Genomic DNA, 15982 nt, shown 5'->3' on the forward strand with positions numbered 1-15982 from the left:
CTCCTTTCGCTGCGAAGGAGCGCCAACGCGACTTGATCGTCAATCTTGATCAATATAATCAATCTATATGAACGACTGGCTGGACGCGGATCAGGTTCTGGAGCGATTGGGGATCAGACCCCAGACGCTCTACGCCTATGTCAGTCGCGGCCGGATCGAAGCCGCTGCGCACCCGGGGGACCCGCGCCGCAGCCTGTATCGCGCCTCCGACGTCGCGGCTCTGGCCCGAAAGAAGGCGCGCGGGCGCCGCGTCGCGGACGTCGCCGCCGAGGCCATCGCCTGGGGCGAACCCGTCCTGCCGTCGGCCATCACGACGGTGGCGGCGGGCAAGCTCTGGTATCGGGGCCAGGACGCAGCGGTCCTCGCCGACCAAGGCCTGACGCTGGAGAACGTCGCTCGACTTCTGCGGGGCGGCCACGGCGCGGCGTTGAAGACCTCCAGCCGCTCAGCCCCGCCCATCACCGACAGCGCGCGCTCACGCCTGTTCCTCACCCTCGCCGAACGCGCGGGACGGGAGCCGCCAGCCCGAGGCCGCGCCCCGCTGGCCCTGGCCATGGAGGCGGCGGACCTTCTGGACGCGATCGTCGACGCCGCCACGGGCCGAACGGGCGACGGGCCGGCGCATCAGCGCTTCGCCCAGGCCTGGAGCCTGAACGACGCCGGAGCCGACCTGATCCGGCGGGCGCTGGTGCTTCTGGCCGATCACGAGCTGAACGCGTCGACCTTCGCCGCGCGCGTGGCCGCCTCGACCGGCGCCTCCCTATCCGCGGCTTGCCTGGCCGGTCTGTCGGCGCTGTCGGGACCCCTGCACGGCGGCATGGCGGCGCGCGTGGAGGCCTTTGTCGACGAGGCGGACCGGCGGGGCGAGACCGCCGCCGTCTCGGCGCGCCTCGAACGGGGCTCCAGCCTGCCGGGCTTTGACCATCCGCTCTATCCCGATGGTGATCCGCGCGCAGCGGCGCTTCTGAGCAGTTTCGAGCCGCCCGCGCCGCTGGCGCCGCTTTGGCGGGCCACCCAGGCGGCGACGGGGCGGGCGCCGAACATCGACTTTGCGCTGGTCGCCCTGGCGCGCGGCCTCGCCCTGCCGCCAGACGCCCCGTTCATTCTGTTCGCCACCGCCCGTAGCGCCGGCTGGACGGCCCACGCCATCGAGCAGTTGCAGACCGGCAAGCTGATCCGGCCGCGCGCCCGCTATGTGGGCGGCGTCCCCAGCGCGGCGCGTCATTCGCCCTCTTCGTCGTCGTAGCCGACCAGGCGCAGGGCCCGCGCGGGGATGCCCTCCAGCTGGCACCAGCGCTCCAGGGCCTCCTCACGTCCGTGGGTGATCCAGACTTCGCCCGGCCTCAGCTCGGCGAGGGTCGCGGTCAGTTCGTCCCAGTCGGCGTGGTCCGACAGGATCAGGGGCAGCTCAACGCCACGCTGGCGCGCGCGGGCCCGCACCCGCATCCAACCCGAGGCGAGGCAGTCGACGGGGTCGGGGAAACGGCGCGACCAGCGATCGGCGATGGCGCTGGGCGGCGCGATGACGATCTGGCCGGCGAAGGCGTCCTTCGGCCCCGAGGCGGTGGCCGGCGCCAGTGGTCCCAGGTCCACGCCATGCGCCTCATAGAGCGCGTTCAGCCGCTCCAGCGCGCCGTGAACATAGATCGTCCTGTCCCAACCGGCCTCACGCAGCAGGCGGATCACCCGCTGGGCCTTGCCCAAGGCGTACGCGCCGACCAGGTGGCAGCGGTCCGGAAACTGCTCAACCGACGACAACAGGCTGCGGATCTCCCCAGCGTCGTCCGGGTGGCGGAAGACCGGTAGACCGAAGGTCGCCTCGGTAATGAAGACGTCGCAGGGCACGGGCTCGAACCGCGCGCAGGTCGGATCGCGGCGGCGCTTGTAGTCGCCGGAGACGACCATGGTCAGCCCCTTCCAGCGCACCACCGCCTGGGCCGAGCCCAGCACATGGCCGGCCGGGACCAAGGTTACGGAGACGCCGTCATGCGTGAAGCTCTGGCCATAGGAAACAGCCTCGCGACGCCCGGCGAAGTCCTCGCCATAGCGGGCCGCCATGATCGCCAGGGTCTCGGGCGTGGCGGCGACGGCCCCATGGCCCGCCCTGGCGTGATCGGCATGGCCATGGGTGACCACCGCCCGGTCCACGGGGCGGACCGGGTCGATGTAAAAGTCTCCCGGCGGGCAGTAGAGACCCGCTGGCCGGGGACAGAGAAGATCTTCGGGCTTGATCACGTCTGGAAAAGACAACGCCTTAGAGCCTGTCGGGTTTAGATGGAACCATCTAAACCCGTAAACAGGGTCTGAATCATAGGGTTAGAGCGTGACAGGAGCCGAAACCGGTTCCCACTTTCGGCGTCACGCTCTAGGCGCTAAGCCTATCCGCATGAGCGATCACGAACAGTCAAAACTCATCGCCACGGCGATGAACGAGGGTAGTCCCCAAGCCAAGGCCCTGGGGTTCGCCACCCTGCAGATCGGCGATGCGGTGGCCGTGCTGAAGGTGCCCTATCGCCCGGAGATCGTCGGCGATCCTGAGACCGGCGTCATCGCCGGCGGCGTCGTCACCACTCTGCTGGATCACGCCAGCGGCCAGGCCGTGCACGCCGCGCTGGACACCTGGACCTCGATCGCGACGCTCGACCTGCGGATCGACTACATGCGCGCGGCCGAGCCCGGCCTCGACGTGATGGCCCGCGCCCATTGCTACAAGCTGACCCGTTCGGTGGCCTTCGTTCGCGCTGTGGCCTACGACCGCGATCCGGAGGACCCGATCGCCACCGGTCAGGCGACCTTCATGCTCGACTCCAGCGCCGGCAAGAAGGCCGGCGCCAACCTGAAACCTTCGCGTGAGCAGCGCGCCAAGACCGGAGGGGTCGACCAATGAGCGACGCCGACACCCGCCTCGTCTCGATGCTGGAGTCCATTCCCTACGCCCGCTTCCTCGGGATCAAGGCCGAGCTGGCCGGGGATGAGATGACCGCCGTCCTGCCCTTCGCTCAGCATATCGTCGGCAACCCGATGTTGCCCGCGATCCACGGCGGTGTTCTGGGCGCCTTCATGGAAATGACGGCCCTGGCCCAGCTGTCCGTGGCCGCCCCCATGAAGCGTCAGCCCCGCACCATCGACGTCTCGATCGAGTATCTGCGCTCGGGGCGTCCCCAGACCACCTACGCCCGCGCCATCATCAAGAAACTGGGCCGCCGTATCGCCAATGTGCATGTGGAGGCCTGGCAGGAGACACGATCGGCGCCGATCGCGTCGCTGCGCGGACTGTTTCTGGTGGCGCCGAGCGAGGATTGACCTCGCCGGGACGCCGCATCCGGCGACATGAGGTTAAAGTTTCCATTGAAACGGATTTGAACGCTCACATTACGCCTCGTTAATGTCGATTACGGACGTCAACGTTTCTTAAATCGGCGTCATGAAGCAAGAGTAACGTGTAATAACCAAGGTCCGGACCTATATCCCTCTCATCGGACGCCGACGGGGCGCTTCCGAAGAAAAAAGGGATCAAGACCATGACCATGAAGACCAACACCGTCGCCGGCTTCGCCTCGCTCGTTCTCGCGGTTCTGCCGCTCGTCGTTATCGCTGGTTCGCTCGCCTCGAGCTTCTAAGTGATCGCCGCTTAACCTTCGTCGGGTGCCGCTCCACCTGCGAGCCGGTCCGACGAAGATGGCGATGGGAAATCGCCCAAGACTATAAAGAACAAAGACCTTTCGCCGTCCGATGCAGGATGGCGTGGCGCGCCGCCAGACGATCGATATCCGCGTCATAGCCGCCGCCAATAACCCCGACCACGGGGATCTCCGAGGAAAGACAAGCGCCCAGGACATAGGCCTCTCGTCGCGCCAGACCCTCGTCGGTCAGCGCCAGGCGGCCCAGCTTGTCGTCTGCGTGCGGATCGACGCCCGCATTGAAGAAGACGATATCAGGCCGGACGCTGGAGAGCAGCGCCGGCAGGATGGTCTCCAGCTTTGCAAGATAGGCGCGATCGTCGGTTCCGTCGGGGAGTTCGATATCGAGGTCGCCGGTCGCCTTGCGGTGCGGGAAGTTCTTCTCGGCGTGCATCGAGAAGGTGAAGACGCTGGGATCGTTTTCGAAGATCTGCGCTGTGCCGTCCCCTTGATGCACATCCAGATCGACCACCAGCGCCTTGCCGATCGCGCCTTCGGCCAGAAGCCGCCGCGCCGCCACCGCCACGTCATTGAAGACGCAGAAGCCGGCGCCGGCGTCGGCCGCCGCATGGTGACTGCCGCCGGCGGTGTTGCAGGCCAAGCCGTGCTCAAGCGCCAGCCGCGCCGCCAGCAGCGTGCCGCCGGTCGCCGCCCGGGCGCGGGTCGCGACGCTTTCTGTGTTGGGCATGCCGATCCGGCGCACGACATCTGGCGGCAACGAGAGCTCGATGACGCCCCGCACATAGTCCTCAGCGTGAGCCAGGCACAGGGTTTCGACATCCACCGGCTCAGGCCGCGCAAATCCATCGGGCCCAGCCACCGCCTCGGCCTCCAGAATCGCGGCCAGACGCGAGTACTTGTCCATCGGGAACCGATGACCCGCAGGCATCTCGGCGCGGAAGGCGGGGTGATGAACGATCGGCGGCGACATCGACATGGCCTGACGATGGGGAGCGCGGCGGCGTGACGCAAGGAGACGGGTTGCGGCGCCGCAAAACGAGGCTTATCGCAGTGCGCCATGCAGACGACCGAGAACCTCGCCGACATCCTGGACCTCGAACCGATCGAGGTGAACCTGTTCCGGGGCATCAGCCCGAACGATGGCTTCCCGCGCATCTTCGGCGGCCTGGTGATCGCCCAGGCCCTGCTGGCGGCTTACAAGACGGTGCCGGACCGCATCTGCCACTCGCTGCACGCCTATTTCATTCGCCCCGGGGACGTCACCGCTCCAGTCCTCTATGAGGTGGAGCGCGCCCGAGATGGCGGCACCTTCACCACGCGCCGCGTCGCCGCGATCCAGCATGGCGAGCAGATCTTCAACCTCGCCGCCTCGTTCCAAACGCCGGAAGACGGCTTCGAGCACCAGTCGGAAATGCCCGAATCGGTCGATCCGGAGTCCCTGCCGACCGAAGCCGACTTCCTGCGCAGCCTGGGCGACCAGATCCATCCGAAGATGGTGGCGATCGCCGAGCGTCCGCGTCCGGTCGACATCCGCTGGATCGATCCGCAAAACCCCATCGCGCCCGTCAAGAAGTCGGGCACCAAGCAGGTCTGGATGCGCGCCAAGGCGCCGCTGGGCGACGATGTGAAGATGCAGCAGGCCGCCCTGGCCTACGCTTCCGACATGGCGTTCATGGAAAGCGCCCTGCGTCCGCACGGCCTGATCTGGACCACGCCCGGCATCCAGGCCGCCAGCCTGGACCACGCCATGTGGTTCCACCATCCGTTCAACTTCAACGACTGGACCCTGTTCGCCCAGGACAGCCCCAGCGCCTCGCAAGGGCGGGGTTTGGTGCGCGGTCAAATGTTCAGCCAGGACGGCAAGTTGCTGGCGTCGGTCGCTCAGGAATGCCTGATGCGGGTGCGGAAGTAGCCGCTCAGAGCGCTTCGATCCGGGCTACGCCCGCAGCGGCGAGGGCCCGGAGAAGCGACGCTGCTTGCATGCCGTTGGTCAATTCGCCCGCCAGCGCCATCCGCACAGCCTCCGGCGCCGAGACCCAGAAGCTCTCGATGCGCTCACCCGGATCGTCGTGGGGCGCGGCCACCTGGACGACATCGCGGAAGAGCACGATGTGACTCCGGTTGTCGTGGCTGGCCGAATTGGCCCGGAAATTTCCGATAAGCGTCGGCGTTCCGGCGCATCCGGTCTCCTCGAGAAGCTCCCGCGCTGCGGCGGCGATGGGATCCGCCTCCTCGGGGTCCATCCGGCCGGCGGGGATTTCGGTCGAGACGTCCCCGAGAGCGTGGCGATACTGCCGGACCAGAAGGACGTTGTTGGCGCCGTCGAGGGCCACGATCTCAAGCCAGTCCGCGTACTCAAGCACATAGTAGGGCGCGATCACCACGCCGTCGTCGGTGACACAATCGTCGGCGCGGACGCTGATCCAGCGGTCCCTGTGGATGTGCCGTGAGGCGGTCACCCGCCACTTTCCGTCGGGCATCGCTCAGATCTCCTACAGGGGGCGTCAGTCCCGATCGCCGAGCTCTTCGTCTTCCTCTGGCCCCTCATGGTCGCCCACCAGGGCCGGCGGATCGGCCAGGATCAGACCTTCGCTGATCTTCACCTCGGGGACAGCCGCCCGCGTGAACGGCAGGTACCAGGTCGGGCCGCCTAGGTCGGGGTTGATCTCGAGGATGTCACCGGCGCCGAAGTTCTGGACGCTCTTCACGCGGCCCAGCAGGGCGTTGGTCTGGATGTGGCGGACGGTGAGACCGACCAGATCGGTCAGATAGAACTCGTCCTCATCCGGCTCAGGCAAGGCAGAGCGGGGAACGTACAGGCGAAGGCCGCGCAGGGCGTCGGCCGCCTCTTTCGTTTCAATCCCGGGACAGCGGCAGACGACGCCGTCCTTGGTCTTGCGCGCCGAGGCGATGGTCAGGGCCGGCGAGCCGTCCTGGCGCTTCAGCGCCTTGAAGCCCGCGATGCTGAGCGGGTCTTCGGTATAGGTCGTGATCCGCACCTCGCCGCGCACGCCAAAGCCGCCGGCCACGCGGCCGACCAGGATCAGCGGATCATCGGGAGACACAGCCATCGCCTGGACAGAGTCGCGCCGCCGTCTCGAAGGAGAACGGCGGCGCTGGAACCCTGATTAGCCTTCCGAGGCTTCTTCAGCCGGAGCTTCAGCGGCCGGAGCTTCTTCAGCCGGAGCCTCTTCCACGGCCGGAGCAGCGGCCGCAGCGGCGGCGGCTTCAGCAGCGGCGGCCTTTTCGGCTTCGGCGGCGGCCTTGGCGTCGGCTTCGGCTTGCTTGCGCTCTTCTTCACGCTGGGCGCGCTCGGCCAGACGCTCTTGCGCCTTCTTGCCCGGCTTGCCCTTTTCCGGGTTGTTGCCGTGCGTCCAGGCGACCAGGCCTTGGGCGGCCAGGAAGCGGGCGACGCGGTCGGTCGGCTGGGCGCCCTTCTTGAGCCACTCCTGGATCGACTCGACCTTCAGGGTGACGCGGTTGGCGTCGTCCTTCTTGAGGAGCGGGTTGTAGGTGCCGACCTTCTCGATGAAGCGGCCATCGCGCGGCGAGTGGCTGTCAGCGACGACGATCGAGTAGTACGGACGCTTCTTGGCGCCGCCACGGGCGAGACGGATCTTCAGCATTTTTGGTAGTCCTTAGGGTCTAAAGTTCTATTTCTTGAACGGGTTGAAGCCGGGCAGGCCCAGGCCGGAGAGAGGGTTGGGCTTGGCGTCGCCGCCACTCCCGAGGCCCGGCAGACCGGGCAGCCCCGGGACGCCACCAAGGCCTCCCGCTGCATTGGGATCGGGCGCCGGCATCTTGCCGCCGCCCAGGTTCTTCAGGCGGGCCATGTCGCCGCCGCCCATCATCTGGGCCATGCGGGCCAGGCCCTTGCCGCCGTCCTTGGACATGGCCTTGAACATGTCGGCCATCTGGCGGTGCTGCTTGAGCAGGCGATTGACCTCGGCCACGTCGACGCCGGCGCCGGCCGCGATGCGGCGCTTGCGCGAGGCGGCCAGGATGTCGGGCTTCTTGCGTTCTTCCTTGGTCATCGAGCTGATGATCGCCTGCTGGCGGCGGAAGATGCTGTCGTCGACGCCGCTCTCGGCGATCTGCTTCTTGACCTTCTGGACGCCCGGCAGAAGGCCCATGATACCTTCCATGCCGCCCATGCGCTGCATCTGCTTCAGCTGGGCCGCCAGGTCGTCGAGGTCGAACTTGCCCTTGGCCAGCTTCTTGGCCATGCGCTCGGCCTCGGCCTGGTCGAGGTCGGCGGCGGCCTTCTCGACCAGGGCCACGACGTCGCCCTGACCCAGGATCCGGCCGGCGACGCGGCGGGCGTCGAACACGTCCAGCTGGTCGATCTTTTCGCCGGCGCCAAGGAACTTGATCGGCAGGCCGGTGACGTGGCGCATCGACAGCGCCGCGCCGCCGCGGCCGTCGCCGTCGGCGCGGGTCAGGATCAGGCCCGTGAGCGGCAGGCGCTCGTGGAAAGCCTTGGCCGTGCGCACGGCGTCCTGACCGGTCAGACTGTCTGCGACCAGGATGGTCTCGGTCGGGTTCGCGATACGGGCGATTTCGGCCGCCTCGCTCATCATCGACTCGTCCAGCGTGGTGCGGCCGGCGGTGTCGAGGATCAGGACGTCATAGCCGCCCAGTTTGGCGGCGGTCAGGGCGCGCTTGGCGATGTCCGGGGCGCTCTGGCCCGCGACGATCGGCAGGCTCTCGACCTCGACCTGCTTGGCCAGGGTCGCCAGCTGCTCCATGGCCGCCGGGCGACGGGTGTCGAGCGAGGCGACCAGCACCTTCTTGCGCTCGGTCTTCGACAAACGCAGGGCCAGCTTGCCGGTGGTGGTGGTCTTACCCGAGCCTTGCAGACCGGCCATCAGGATGACCGAAGGCGGGTTGAGGGCCAGGTTCAGGCCGGTCGGCTGCTCGCCGCCCAGCATCTCGACCAGACCGTCATAGACGATCTTGACCACCTGGTCCGCCGGCTTGACCGAGCGGATCACCGCCTCGCCAGACGCCAGTTCCTTGGCCTTGGAGATGAAGTCCTTGACGACCGGCAGGGCGACGTCGGCCTCGAGCAGCGCGACGCGGACCTCGCGCAGCGCCTCGTCGATGTCCTTTTCGGACAGCACGCCGCGACCGCCGAGGCGTTCAAAGACGCCGGAAAGTCGCTCTGTAAGGCCGTCGAACATGTCGAACCCTGTTGAATACCCTGGAACGTGACGCGTCACGTTCCGACTCTTTGTCTTGCTTCGGCCTGTTCGAAGAACAAACCGGGCTCCAAACGCGATCAGCCCCCGTGGACGATCACGTCGACGGGGGTCCTCGCCGTCCTCGTCCGGATGGATCCTGCGCTAACAGGCCGGGGTCGTGACGGTGGAGGCGCTGCTGATAAAGCGCCGGAAGCCGGGGCTTATGCACAGAAAAGGGCGAGGAGTCAAAAGTCAGTCAGCAATGACGATCAAATCCGACCTTCCCGGCGAATGCCGGCACCCAGATCCCAAGGCGCTTGGGCTTATGGGAAGCGTTCTGAGTTCAAGGAACCCGCCTGAGCGCTTTTCCATCTGGGCCCCGGCGTTCGCCGGGGAGATCGGGTTGGAGGAGGGATCAGGCCATGCCCAGATAGTCGCGCTTGCCGACCTCGACGCCGTTGTGGCGCAGGACCGCGTAGGCCGTGGTCAGGTGGAAGAAGAAGTTCGGCTGCGCCTGACCCTGGAAATACGCCAGACCCTTGACCACGCTGGTCTCGCCCCGACGGGTCAGGGTGATGTCGCGATCCTCGGCGCCCTCGAACGCTGCGGGGTCCAGGCCCTCGACATAGGCGATGGCGCGGTCGATGCGGGCGATGAGTTCGGCGAAGCTGGTCTCGACGTCGTCCCAGGCCGGAACCTCCTGCCCCGCAAGACGCGCGCAGCAGCCCTTGGCGAAGTCGGTGGCGATCTGCACCTGGCGGATCAGAGGGAACATGTCGGGATAGAGCCGGGCCTTCAGCAAGGCGTCCGGATCCCACCCCTTGGACTCGACCTGGGCGGCGGCCTTGGTGAGGACACCTTTCAGACCCTTCAGGCCTTGGATGAACACGGGCGCGCTGGCCTGGTGGATCGAGATCGACATGGGAAGCTCCACTTGAGGGATGCGCCTAGATAAGGCCGCGTCGAGCGGAACGGGAGAGCGAGACGGCGGGTTTTAGGAGCTCAAGTTCCAAACCCACGAGGTTCTCCCATGAAAGTCAGCGACGCCATGACCAGCCAGGTCTCGATCGCGCGCCCCACCGACAGCATCCGCCAGGTCGCCCAGACCATGGCCAAGGTCGAGAGCGGGGTCGTTCCCGTGGTCGAGGACGGCAAGGTGGTAGGCGTGGTCACCGACCGCGACATCGTCCTGCGGGTGGTCGCCGAGGGCCGCAGCTTCGACAGCCCCGTCTCCGAGGCCATGTCGGACGGCGAGGTGCTCAGCGTGAAAGAGGACGACGTGCTGGCCGACGCCACGGCCAAGATGGCCAACAATCAGGTCCGTCGCCTGATCGTTCTGAACGACGCCGGCGCGCTCAGCGGCATTCTATCGCTCGGCGACGTGGCCAAGGATTACGGCGCCAAGCAGGTCGGCAAGACCCTGGAAGAGATCTCGCAGGAGTCCGACGAGGCGCAGTAACCCAAGAAAAAGGGCGGCCCCACCAGGAGCCGCCCTTCTCGTATCGGATGGTCTTCCGGTCTCAGACCAGCGAGCTGTCGATGGCCTTACAGGCTTCCATCAGCCCCTTCACCGACTCGACCGACTTGGCGAACATCGCCTTCTCGTCGTCGTTGGTTTCGAACTCGACGATCTTCTCGGCGCCGCCGGCGCCGATGACGACCGGCACGCCCACGTACAGGTCGTTCAGGCCATATTGGCCGGTCAGGTAGGTGGCGCACGGCAGTACGCGCTTCTTGTCCTTCAGGTACGAGGTCGCCATGGCGATGGCGCTCTCGGCCGGGGCGTAGAAGGCCGAGCCGGTCTTCAGCAGGGCGACGATCTCGCCGCCGCCCTTGCGGGTGCGCTCGACGATGGCGTCCAGCTTGTCTTGCGTGAGCCAGCCTTGCTTGACCAGTTCCGGCAGCGGCAGACCGCCGACCGTCGAGTGACGGACCATCGGAACCATGTCGTCGCCGTGGCCGCCCAGGGTCCAGGCGTGGATGTCTTCGACCGAGACGCCGGTGGCTTCAGCCAGGAAGTAGGCGAAGCGCGCCGAGTCGAGGACGCCGGCCATGCCGATGACCTTCTCCTTCGGCAGGCCCGAGAACTGCTGCAGGGCCCAGACCATCGCGTCGAGCGGGTTGGTAATGCAGATGACAAAGGCGTTGGGGGCATGCTGCTTGATGCCTTCGCCGACGGCCTTCATGACCTTCAGGTTGATGCCCAGCAGGTCGTCGCGGCTCATGCCCGGCTTGCGCGGCACGCCGGCGGTCACGATGCAGACGTCGGCGCCGGCGATGTCGGCGTAGTCGTTGGCGCCCTTCAGGGCCACGTCCTTGCCGAACACGGCCGAGGCTTCGGCGATGTCGAGGGCCTTACCCTGCGGGGTGCCTTCGGCGATGTCGAACAGGATCACGTCGCCCAGCTCTTCGCGAGCGGCGATGTGGGCCAGGGTGCCGCCGATCATGCCGGCGCCGATAAGGGCGATCTTCGCGCGAGCCATGGGGTCTCCATCAAGGCTGTGGACAGTGGAAATGTCGCGCGCGGTCTAGACCCGTAGCGGCCCCGCCTCAAGCCCTCTTTCCCGTTTCGCTGCACTGCGGCAAAGTCGTCTGAACAACGATAATGAGCGCCAGGGGCGAGGGGCATGATGAGCAAGACCGATCCGGGGAACTATTTCGAAGACTTCCGACTGGGCCAGAGGCTGGTCCACGCCACGCCGCGCACCGTGACGGCGGGGGATGTGGCGCTCTACACCGCGCTCTATGGCCCGCGCTTCTCGCTGTTTTCCTCGGACGCCTTCGCGCAAGGGTGCGGCCTTATGTCCGCCCCCGTCGACCCGCTAATCGCGTTCCACGTGGTGTTCGGCAAGACCGTGCCCGACATCAGCCTGAACGCCGTCGCGAATCTCGGCTACGCCGAGGGCCGCTTTCTGGCGCCGGTCTTCCCGGGCGACACGCTGAGCGCCGTCTCCGACGTCATCGGGCTGAAGGAAAACTCCAACCGCAAGACCGGCGTCGTCTATGTCCGCACCACGGGCGTGAACCAGCGGGGCGAGGCGGTGCTGAGCTATGTGCGCTGGGTGATGGTGCGCAAGCGCGACGCCGAGGCCGAGATCGCTGAGCAGACCGTCCCGTCCCTGGCCGGCGCGGTGGCGCCCGCCGACTTGACGCTGCCGCAAGGCCTCGACTTTTCCGCCTATGACTGGTCGCTGGCGGGCGCCCCGCACGCCTTCGAGGACTACGCGATCGGCGAAAAGATCGACCATATCGACGGCATGGCCGTGGAAGAGGCCGAGCACCAGATGGCCACGCGCCTGTGGCAAAACACCGCCAAGGTTCACTTCAACCAGTTCGAGCGCGCCAAGGACCCGTCCGGCAAGCGCCTCGTCTATGGCGGCGTGGTGATCTCGACGGCCAAGGCCCTGTCGTTCAACGGGCTGCAGAACGCGGGTCTCATCCTGGCGATCAACGGCGGGCGGCACGTCGCGCCGTTCTTCGCCGGCGGCACGGTGTTCGCCTGGAGCGAGGTGCTGGACAAGGCGGATCTCGGCGCCGCCGGCGCTCTGCGTCTGCGTCTGGTGGCCACGAAGGACCAGCCCTGCGACGCCTTCCCGGACAAGGAGGCCGAAGGAGCCTACGACCCGGCCGTGATCCTCGACTTCGACTACTGGGCGGCGGTTCCCAAGCGTGGCTGAGTTCGCGCTGGACCCGGCGTTCGTGGCGACCTCGCATTCGGTGATCCAGCTGCCGCTGTGCGAGGTCAGGCTGCAGGATGACGCGCGCTATCCCTGGCTGGTGCTGATCCCGCGCCGGCCCGGTCTGCGGGAGCTGGAGGATCTGAGCCCCGCTGATCGCGTCCAGCTTCTTGAGGAAACCCTCCATGCCGGATCCGCCGTCCGCGCGATCGGGTCCACGCTCGGCCTGGCGGTCGACAAGTTGAATATCGGGGCCCTGGGCAATGTCACCGCCCAGCTGCATGTCCATGTCGTCGGACGGCGCCCGGGCGATCCCGCCTGGCCGGGCCCGGTCTGGGGCCACAGCCCAGCCGAGGCTTACCCGGCAGAGGTTCGCGACACGGCGATCACGGCCGCCCGCGCAGCCCTGGCGGTCTAGAGCATCTTCCGATCTGTTTGGATCGGAGAAATGCTCTCGTCCTCTGTAGCTCTAGCGCTTCTTTTTCTTGGCGCTCTTGGCCGGCGTCGCCTTGGCCTTGCCCTTGCGCGCGGCGGTGGCCTTGGACTTGCCCTTCTTGCCGGCCGAGGCCTTGCTCTTCTTGGCGGCGGCGGCGCACTTGGCCTTGGCCGCCTTCAGGGCCTTGCCCTTCTTGCCCTTGGTGGAACAGACCGGCGCGGCGGCGGCGGCCGGCGCAGGACGGCTGGCGACGACGCGCGGCGGCCAGACATAGGGGCCTCGCCCCTGAGACTCATAGCCTGGCGGCGCCTGCGGCAGGATGCGCTCGGCCCGCACGGCCACGGCCGAACCGTTCTCGAGCAGTTCGCCCGACCAGACCTCGTCAGCGGCGGGGCGCAGGGTGAGCACGGCCGACTCGCCGCCGCGTGGGCTGAAACGGGCGATAATCTGGTCGCCCTCGCGGCGCAGGTCGTCGATCAGGCCGGTCGAACCCACTGACCCCGGCCGCCGCACGTCGCGCCAGGCGCCTTCCAGCTCGCTCGCGCCGCCCGCCTTGTCGACGATCTGCAGCGCATAGAGCTCCCCGCCCTGCGCGCCTGTGACCCTCCAGCCGCCATCGAGCGGACCTTGCAGGTTCTGCGCCGCCGCAATGGAGCCCTTGACCCTCAGTTCATAGATCTGGGCGGTCGTCAGGTAGGCGCCTGGCGCCGCTGGGGCTTCCGGCTCGGGGGGCGGAATCGGCAGGATACGCGCGCGACGGCGCGGCGCCGGCGCTTCAGCGGTTTCGGCGGCTTCCTCGTCCAAAGTCTGGGCGCTCTGGGCGATCAAATCGGCCAGGGGATCCAGAGCTTCCGGGACTTGAGCAGGATCAGCGCCCGACGGCGCGGCCTGAGGCGCGGTGTTGATCGGCGCATCGGCCCCGGCCGGGACCGGAACAGCCGGCCGGGCGCTCAGCGGAGGACCCTGTGTCCCGAAGGTCGGCACATAGTCTGCGGGCGGAGTCGTCGCCGGGGTCTGCTGCTGGGCCAGCGCGGGGCTGGCCACCAGGACGACGGATAGAACGATAGCCCGCATAGAAACCTTCAAACGCCGCCTAAGCTTCCGCCGATCGTCCCGAAATGGCCTCCGCCACCGCGACAAGACGCTCTGCCTGCGCCAGATGCAAGCGTTCGGCCATCTTTCCATCGACGCGCAGAGCGCCTTTGCCAGCATTTTCGGGCGCGTTGAAGGCGGCGATCACCGCCTGGCTCCAGGCCACGTCCTCGGGCGAGGGCGAGAACACCCGATTGCAGATCTCAAGGTGCTTGGGATGGATCAGGGTCTTGCCGTCGAAGCCGAAATCGACGCCCTGGGTGCAGACCGCCTCCAACGCCGCGAGGTCCTCAATGTCGTTGTGCACGCCGTCCAGGATCGTCAGGCCATGGGCCCGCGCGGCGGCGACCGAAAGGGTTAACAAGGGCAGGAAGGGCGCACGGTCCGGCGTCTGGCGCGCCCGCATCTCCTTGGCGAAGTCGTTGACGCCCATGACCCAAGCCGACAGGCGGGTAGCATGCCTGGCCTCGGCGATCTCCCACAGGTGGAAAGCCGCCTTCGCCGTCTCGATCATGGTCCATAGGCGCGTGCTGGGCGGCGCCGACGTCAGGTGCTGGTCGTAAAGGCGAACGTCAGAGGCGTCGTTGACCTTGGGAACGAGCACCGCGTCCGGCCCCGCCTCGGCGGCGGCGGCCAGGTCTTCGGCGCCCCACGGCGTGTCGATTCCGTTGACCCGGATCACCACCTCGCGGGGACCAAAGCCGCCCGCCTTGACCGCCGCCACCGCGGCTTCGCGGGCCGCCGGCTTCATCTCGGGCGCGACAGCGTCTTCCAGGTCCAGGATGATCACGTCGGCGTCGAGGCTGCGAGCCTTCTCGACCGCCTTGGCGTTGGACGCGGGCATATAGAGCGCGCTGCGACGCGGACGATGGGCTTGGGCGGTGGTCATGGGAACTCCCCTGCGGTTTTTTGTGCTTTGCGGCGACCTTAGCATTGCTGCGACGCAGCAAAAGCCTTTCGGCTGAAATCATCGCCACGGGGAAGCGACTTGTCGCCTCTCGTGCGCGGGCGCAGGATCGGCCCATGACCATCACGCGCTATGACAAGGACGCCCGCAACGTGCTCGGAACGGCGCTGGCGCCGTGCTCGCTGGACCCCGTCACAGGCTTCTACCGCAACGGCTGCTGCGAGACGGGTCCGCACGATCTGGGCCTGCACACGGTGTGCGCCGTGATGACCAGCGCGTTCCTCGCCTTCTCGAAGGCCCAGGGCAACGACCTCTCCACGCCCCGCCCGGACCTGGCCTTCCCCGGCCTGAAGCCAGGCGACCGCTGGTGTCTGTGCGCCGGACGCTGGAAGGAGGCGCTGGACGCGGGCGTGGCGCCGCAGGTCGTGCTGGAGGCGACGCATGAGGAAATGCTGGCCGTGGTTCCACTGGGCGTGCTGAAGGACCACGCCGCCGCCTGATCAGGCTTCCAGCAGATATTCGCGCTCAAGCCGATAGGCCGACCCTTCGCGCGTCTGCCAGCTGGAATAGAGGCCGAAGCGATCGACCCTGAAGGCCGGCGAACGCAGAAGGTTGTTGGCCTGCAGCCAGGCGCCGACCTCCGGAACCGACGGGCGCTTCAGGTAGGCCAGGGTCACGTGCGGCGTGTAGAGACGGCTTTCCGGCTTCAGGCCCGCCGTGCGCGCGGCGCGCTCATGGCTTTTCTGGAGCTGGCGCAGGGCGGCGCTCTCGTCCACCCCCGCCCAGACGGCGTGGATGTCGACGCTCTCGCCGAAGTGACCCGCACCGGCCAGCGACAGATCAAACGCGGGCGCGGTGATCTCCGACAGCGCCTCATCCAGATCGGCGGCGACATCCTCGGCGACATCGCCGACGAAGCGCAGCGTGATGTGGAAGGCCTCAAGCGGCCGCCACCGCGCCGCCTCGATCCCGTACTGACGCGGCAGCAGCCCCTGGCCGATCTCGGGCGGGATAGCGATGGCGGTGAAGAGACGGATCATCGGTGC

20 protein-coding genes are annotated in these 15982 nt (G+C 67.4%); 9 read left to right on the forward strand and 11 right to left on the reverse strand.

Annotation, left to right across the window (positions count from 1 at the left end; translation table 11 throughout):
* The first annotated feature begins 67 nt into the window (after positions 1–67).
* Complete coding sequence (locus CSW63_RS22605; protein WP_062096767.1) at positions 68–1246, forward strand: citrate synthase family protein; 1179 nt, start codon at positions 68–70, stop codon at positions 1244–1246.
* On the opposite strand, the gene CSW63_RS22610 is transcribed toward CSW63_RS22605, so the two are convergent.
* The gene (locus CSW63_RS22610; RefSeq protein WP_082749552.1) at positions 1222–2250 is read right to left on the reverse strand and encodes a ligase-associated DNA damage response exonuclease; all 1029 of its coding nucleotides are present in this window, start codon (positions 2248–2250) and stop codon (positions 1222–1224) included. The two genes, CSW63_RS22605 and CSW63_RS22610, sit on opposite strands and share 25 nt — an antisense overlap.
* Before the next feature lie 136 nt (positions 2251–2386).
* Between CSW63_RS22610 and CSW63_RS22615 the strand changes: the two genes are divergently transcribed.
* The 3 genes from CSW63_RS22615 (at position 2387) to CSW63_RS22625 (ending at position 3620) form a co-directional block, all read left to right on the forward strand.
* Positions 2387–2887 (forward strand): PaaI family thioesterase, encoded by a 501-nt coding sequence (locus CSW63_RS22615; protein ID WP_168193717.1) that lies wholly within the window; start codon positions 2387–2389, stop codon positions 2885–2887.
* Positions 2884–3303, forward strand: a complete 420-nt coding sequence (locus CSW63_RS22620; protein WP_099502955.1) for a PaaI family thioesterase — start codon at positions 2884–2886, stop codon at positions 3301–3303. Before CSW63_RS22615 ends, CSW63_RS22620 begins: the two co-directional genes overlap by 4 nt.
* 218 nt (positions 3304–3521) lie before the next feature.
* Entirely contained in the window at positions 3522–3620 is a 99-nt protein-coding gene (locus CSW63_RS22625) for a hypothetical protein (protein ID WP_062098755.1), read from the forward strand.
* 82 nt (positions 3621–3702) lie between these two features.
* Here CSW63_RS22625 and CSW63_RS22630 read toward each other — a convergent pair whose 3' ends face one another.
* Positions 3703–4617, reverse strand: a complete 915-nt coding sequence (locus CSW63_RS22630) for a histone deacetylase (RefSeq protein WP_062098757.1) — start codon at positions 4615–4617, stop codon at positions 3703–3705.
* An 81-nt stretch (positions 4618–4698) separates the two neighbouring features.
* On the opposite strand from CSW63_RS22630, the gene CSW63_RS22635 reads away from it, so the two are divergent.
* Positions 4699–5553 (forward strand): acyl-CoA thioesterase II, encoded by an 855-nt coding sequence (locus CSW63_RS22635; RefSeq protein WP_062098759.1) that lies wholly within the window; start codon positions 4699–4701, stop codon positions 5551–5553.
* 4 nt (positions 5554–5557) lie between these two features.
* Here the strand turns inward: CSW63_RS22635 and CSW63_RS22640 are convergent, their stop codons facing one another.
* From CSW63_RS22640 to CSW63_RS22660, 5 genes are all read right to left on the reverse strand, one after another.
* Positions 5558–6121: an NUDIX hydrolase gene (locus CSW63_RS22640; RefSeq protein WP_062098761.1), complete on the reverse strand. Its 564-nt coding sequence runs from the start codon at positions 6119–6121 to the stop codon at positions 5558–5560.
* Between the two features lie 24 nt (positions 6122–6145).
* Positions 6146–6712, reverse strand: coding sequence for a ribosome maturation factor RimM (gene rimM, locus CSW63_RS22645; RefSeq protein WP_062098763.1), 567 nt, complete (start codon positions 6710–6712; stop codon positions 6146–6148).
* A 57-nt stretch (positions 6713–6769) separates the two neighbouring features.
* On the reverse strand, positions 6770–7267 hold the full coding sequence (gene rpsP, locus CSW63_RS22650) for a 30S ribosomal protein S16 (protein WP_062098765.1): 498 nt from the start codon (positions 7265–7267) through the stop codon (positions 6770–6772).
* Positions 7268–7294: 27 nt separating this feature from the next.
* Positions 7295–8824 (reverse strand): signal recognition particle protein, encoded by a 1530-nt coding sequence (ffh, locus tag CSW63_RS22655; protein ID WP_062098767.1) that lies wholly within the window; start codon positions 8822–8824, stop codon positions 7295–7297.
* 415 nt (positions 8825–9239) lie between these two features.
* Positions 9240–9746, reverse strand: coding sequence for a DUF1993 family protein (locus CSW63_RS22660; RefSeq protein ID WP_082749678.1), 507 nt, complete (start codon positions 9744–9746; stop codon positions 9240–9242).
* A 108-nt stretch (positions 9747–9854) separates the two neighbouring features.
* Between CSW63_RS22660 and CSW63_RS22665 the strand changes: the two genes are divergently transcribed.
* Positions 9855–10283 carry a CBS domain-containing protein gene (locus tag CSW63_RS22665; RefSeq protein WP_062098771.1) on the forward strand — a complete coding sequence of 143 codons (429 nt, stop codon included), beginning with the start codon at positions 9855–9857 and terminating at the stop codon, positions 10281–10283.
* Between the two features lie 61 nt (positions 10284–10344).
* On the opposite strand, the gene mdh is transcribed toward CSW63_RS22665, so the two are convergent.
* Entirely contained in the window at positions 10345–11307 is a 963-nt protein-coding gene (gene mdh, locus CSW63_RS22670) for a malate dehydrogenase (protein WP_062098773.1), read from the reverse strand.
* A 147-nt stretch (positions 11308–11454) separates the two neighbouring features.
* On the opposite strand from mdh, the gene CSW63_RS22675 reads away from it, so the two are divergent.
* Positions 11455–12501, forward strand: a complete 1047-nt coding sequence (locus CSW63_RS22675) for a MaoC family dehydratase (protein WP_062098777.1) — start codon at positions 11455–11457, stop codon at positions 12499–12501.
* On the forward strand, positions 12494–12919 hold the full coding sequence (locus tag CSW63_RS22680; RefSeq protein WP_062098775.1) for an HIT domain-containing protein: 426 nt from the start codon (positions 12494–12496) through the stop codon (positions 12917–12919). Before CSW63_RS22675 ends, CSW63_RS22680 begins: the two co-directional genes overlap by 8 nt.
* Positions 12920–12970: 51 nt before the next feature.
* Here the strand turns inward: CSW63_RS22680 and CSW63_RS22685 are convergent, their stop codons facing one another.
* Entirely contained in the window at positions 12971–14149 is a 1179-nt protein-coding gene (locus CSW63_RS22685) for a hypothetical protein (RefSeq protein ID WP_231737560.1), read from the reverse strand.
* A complete protein-coding gene (locus CSW63_RS22690; protein ID WP_062098749.1) occupies positions 14031–14918 on the reverse strand; it encodes a CoA ester lyase in 888 nt (295 codons plus the stop codon). Before CSW63_RS22690 ends, CSW63_RS22685 begins: the two co-directional genes overlap by 119 nt.
* A 134-nt stretch (positions 14919–15052) precedes the next feature.
* Here CSW63_RS22690 and CSW63_RS22695 point away from each other — a divergent pair, with 134 nt between their 5' ends.
* Entirely contained in the window at positions 15053–15436 is a 384-nt protein-coding gene (locus tag CSW63_RS22695; RefSeq protein WP_062098747.1) for a DUF2237 family protein, read from the forward strand.
* Here the strand turns inward: CSW63_RS22695 and thpR are convergent, their stop codons facing one another.
* Positions 15437–15976 carry an RNA 2',3'-cyclic phosphodiesterase gene (gene thpR, locus CSW63_RS22700; protein ID WP_062098745.1) on the reverse strand — a complete coding sequence of 180 codons (540 nt, stop codon included), beginning with the start codon at positions 15974–15976 and terminating at the stop codon, positions 15437–15439.
* Positions 15977–15982: the final 6 nt, after the last annotated feature.

Source organism: Caulobacter sp. FWC26, assembly GCF_002742645.2.
Taxonomy (GTDB): domain Bacteria; phylum Pseudomonadota; class Alphaproteobacteria; order Caulobacterales; family Caulobacteraceae; genus Caulobacter.